This is a genomic window from Bacillus sp. 05T31, from assembly GCF_056396725.1.
Genome location: NZ_JBFTMA010000473.1, coordinates 1 through 3,534 on the forward strand (window position 1 = coordinate 1; position 3,534 = coordinate 3,534).

General features: G+C 29.1%; 5 protein-coding genes. 2 read left to right on the top strand and 3 right to left on the bottom strand.

Annotated features, from left to right (window positions below):
- Positions 1 to 810 (bottom strand): sporulation-delaying protein SdpB family protein (locus tag AC1DJR_RS22175; RefSeq protein ID WP_477003510.1); only part of this gene is annotated, 810 nt, incomplete at its 3' end.
- The gene (locus AC1DJR_RS22180; protein WP_477003511.1) at positions 795 to 1,337 is read right to left on the bottom strand and encodes an SdpA family antimicrobial peptide system protein; all 543 of its coding nucleotides are present in this window, start codon (positions 1,335 to 1,337) and stop codon (positions 795 to 797) included. The genes AC1DJR_RS22180 and AC1DJR_RS22175, both read right to left, overlap by 16 nt.
- Before the next feature lie 176 nt (positions 1,338 to 1,513).
- Here AC1DJR_RS22180 and AC1DJR_RS22185 point away from each other — a divergent pair, with 176 nt between their 5' ends.
- On the top strand, positions 1,514 to 2,023 hold the full coding sequence (locus AC1DJR_RS22185; RefSeq protein ID WP_002166917.1) for a DUF1648 domain-containing protein: 510 nt from the start codon (positions 1,514 to 1,516) through the stop codon (positions 2,021 to 2,023).
- Positions 2,024 to 2,411: 388 nt separating this feature from the next.
- On the opposite strand, the gene AC1DJR_RS22190 is transcribed toward AC1DJR_RS22185, so the two are convergent.
- A complete protein-coding gene (locus AC1DJR_RS22190) occupies positions 2,412 to 2,753 on the bottom strand; it encodes a hypothetical protein (RefSeq protein WP_002166916.1) in 342 nt (113 codons plus the stop codon).
- A gap of 447 nt (positions 2,754 to 3,200) precedes the next feature.
- Between AC1DJR_RS22190 and AC1DJR_RS22195 the strand changes: the two genes are divergently transcribed.
- A partial coding sequence (locus AC1DJR_RS22195; protein ID WP_477003512.1) for a hypothetical protein occupies positions 3,201 to 3,534 on the top strand: 334 nt, incomplete at its 3' end.

The following is a 3,534-nucleotide window of genomic DNA, read 5'->3' on the forward strand; positions in this document are numbered from 1 at the left end:
AAACAATCCTAAGAATAATGCAATTCCAGCATGTAATGAAATACCCAAATACAGATAATATTTCCAATGTTTTTTAGGGGTGAATAGAGCCGCAAATAATAGTAGTTCTACAATTGTTGTACCCCATGTAGGTATTACTACAAGCCATGATGTTAAAATTGGTTCCAAAATAGATTTAAGCCCATCAGGAAGACCTAACATCGCATCGTTAAAGAAATAATATAGAGCTGTACCATTTTTCCATTCAATATTCTTTAACCTTGTAATAGCTGCACTTGCATATAAGAAACACATTTGAAATCTTATTGCCATCCAAACACAATAAACAGTAACATTTTTATAGACCGAAACAACATCTTCTTTTCCCTTCACATTTTCCCAATGCCACTTTCTACTATCTAGTAGAGTGATAGGAATTAAAAGTAATGTTATTACAGTTCCAATTTGTTCTCCACCATCAATACTTGTAGCTGCATTTTGTATACTATATAAAATATAGTAGTGAAGCACGCCAGTAAATCTTGGTCTCCAACCAATTACAACTAATACTAATATTAGAATACACGCCCATTTTAATAGATTTAGATATAAATAATCATTGGGAACTAAACAAAATAAACTAAAACTATTTGTACAAAATGGGTATTTTTCTACACCTGCAACAGGTCTTAAAAATATTGAAATATCATTGAAAAGTAATGTAACTAATGTTGCAAAACCAATTAATGATCTGCAAAATCCATAAACGTTTGTCCAAGGGTTAAAATCAGAAAGCTTATTTTGTAGTTTATTGTTTAGGTTTTCGAGCATTTTACATTCACCTTTACTATTTTTGTTGGGTAGTTTTCACCATCTGTTATTTTTGCCCATGCCCATGGCACAGGTTCCCTCGTTTCAACGATATAAGGGCCACAAACATTAGGTACTGGTGTAGAATTTTCAACTTCAATTGCATTTAACTTTTCTTTTTTCTTACACTCTTTTATTCCATCATCACATGTTATCCAATCTTCCTTCTTTAGACTACTAGTTATAAGTCCTAATTCAATCCCTTGGCCTCGCCCCTTACGACTGATCCCAAAAAGGTTCTCAGCTGTATTATTAGGCCACTGTATATGATTAGATCCTTGTAACTCGTGAACAAAAATTGTTTCATCACGGGGACTTTTACYAAAGAACCCCCAGCCTTGCGGCATAAATTGGATAGCCATATTAAACCCTTTTTCTTCTTTTCTTATTGGGCTGTCTGGCAATGCGTTAAAAAGTGCAAATGTAAATAAAATTGTAAGTAAAATTGTAACCATAGAAAAAGAGATTAGATATGGATACTTTTTCATAGCACTAAACTGCCACCTCCTATTATTTTTTCCTTTTTACAGGATTTAACATGTGATAAAATAAATATAGGACATAAAATCTGATAAATCAATATTTTTTAAATACTCACGCTTTAATATGAAGAAATATTGATTTATCCTTCATCAAGTAAATTAATTTAGAAAGGATGAATTTGATGCCAACTACAAAAACTGTTCCAAAAGCTCCTTTAACTATTATTGAAAAACTTTTTATTGTGTTATCATTTTTTTCGCTACTTATAATGGGAGGGCTTGTACTATGGGGGTATAACAATACTTCGGGTGATGTTCCAATGCATTTTAATGGTCAGGGGAATGCAGATAGATATGGAGATAAATCAGAAATGATACTATTTTTCGGGATATCTATAGTTGTTTTTGTATCCTTGTTACTTTCTTCTAAGCTAACTAAGAATCACTTTTTTTCTTCACCTAGTTCATTTAACAAATCTATGAAGCTTTATAAAAATGACCGTTTAATGAGAGTCATACTAGGTTTTGAAACAGTAATTTTATCTTTATATATACAATGGCGAACAATTAAAGGGATCATCAGTGACGGTGACGGCCTAAATCCCTTTATTGTTTTTGGGTTAGTAATTATTATGTTTATAACGATATTTGTTTTTTTGAGGAACTCTCACAACATAAAGAAACACATTTGATATATCACCAAACCTCATAAAATTCTATTAGAAAATTAATAAGAAAAACTCCTAATAGTAAAGGAAGATAACAATATGTTTTATGCGGGAAAGATAAATGACTACTCTGTCTTTCCCTTTTGTTTGTTAACTTTTTTAAAATCTATGCTTAAAGAAAATTAAAATGAAATTGAAGTATTGTGTATATGGAGTGTTAATCTAGTTCTATTTTCACTTGGAAGACGAGGATTACACGTGTTTTTTTATAGGTTTAAGCATTCGTAAAGCTTAAAATAGTATTTAAAGACAGATAAGGAATATTCGCTGCTTGGGTTGTTACATAAAAATTATTTTATACTTAAATAATAAAAAGAAATAAAATTTCATATAACAATATACAAAAAAAACATTATTCAGGTGTCATTGTCATAGGAAAATCTATAAACTGCATCAAAATATCCGCTATACTTTTACCACTTCCCAAAAAAATTTCCTCCCTTGTATTAACGTCTATATATTGTCCTAATCCCTTACTTAGTATTATTTCTAATTGCTTATTACCTGAGACTTGACAAGATAAAATAGTAGAATGTTTACTAAATTGATGATATAAATATAAAGTTTGGCTCAGAGAATTAATTAAAGGTTGCAACAATTCATTGTGATAAGGAGTTATAACTTCCTCTATTTTGTTATTTAAAATAAAATCTATTTTTTTATTTTTTAATTCTAATCTAAATAAACAAATCACCTTTTCCCCTCCCTTGATATTTGTTATTGGTTTGCTAATAAGCTTAGAGTGCTTATTTTATATCTATCATTATAACTCATATATAATTCATTGAGTATTTACTTTTTTCAATATTATCCATTTAATATTATCGTTCAAATCTTACAATGCCCTATTTAATCATTCCGCTATCGTATAAGCTAGTATAATCTATATATAGTTTCCACAAATTGAAATTCAACATAAAAAATACCCTCATATATGAGTTTACTCAAACTGCAATGTTCGTATCGATAATGAGTGATTTGTTATAATGGCATTAATATCAAAGATATTCCAATCTTCTACAATACGGTTTATCTAATTTTGATAACTATATAATTCTAATCTAAATTCATTTAATAACATAACATTTATATTAACAGAACATTTTCAACTCAAAACAGCAGTAGAAGGGAATGAACTTTTTTGTTACAACAACACAGTGATAGAATGCTTATGATAGGTGTTAATTTAGAAATAATGAGAGAACACATAAAAAAAACAAATTCTTATTTAACATCTTTGCAAGATAAAGTTTGGCATGAGTATAAAAATGCGCGTTACGCAGGTTCTTTAAATGAAATGGTTGAACGATCATTAAGTACTTTAGAACATATAAACATTGATATAAAATATCAAAGAATTATGTATAGGGATATAGAGAGATTACCACAGTTATTTTATTCATCATTTGTAATTACTCTATGCGCTTTTATCGAAAATGAACTATATGAATTATGTATGTATTATTGGGAAAATT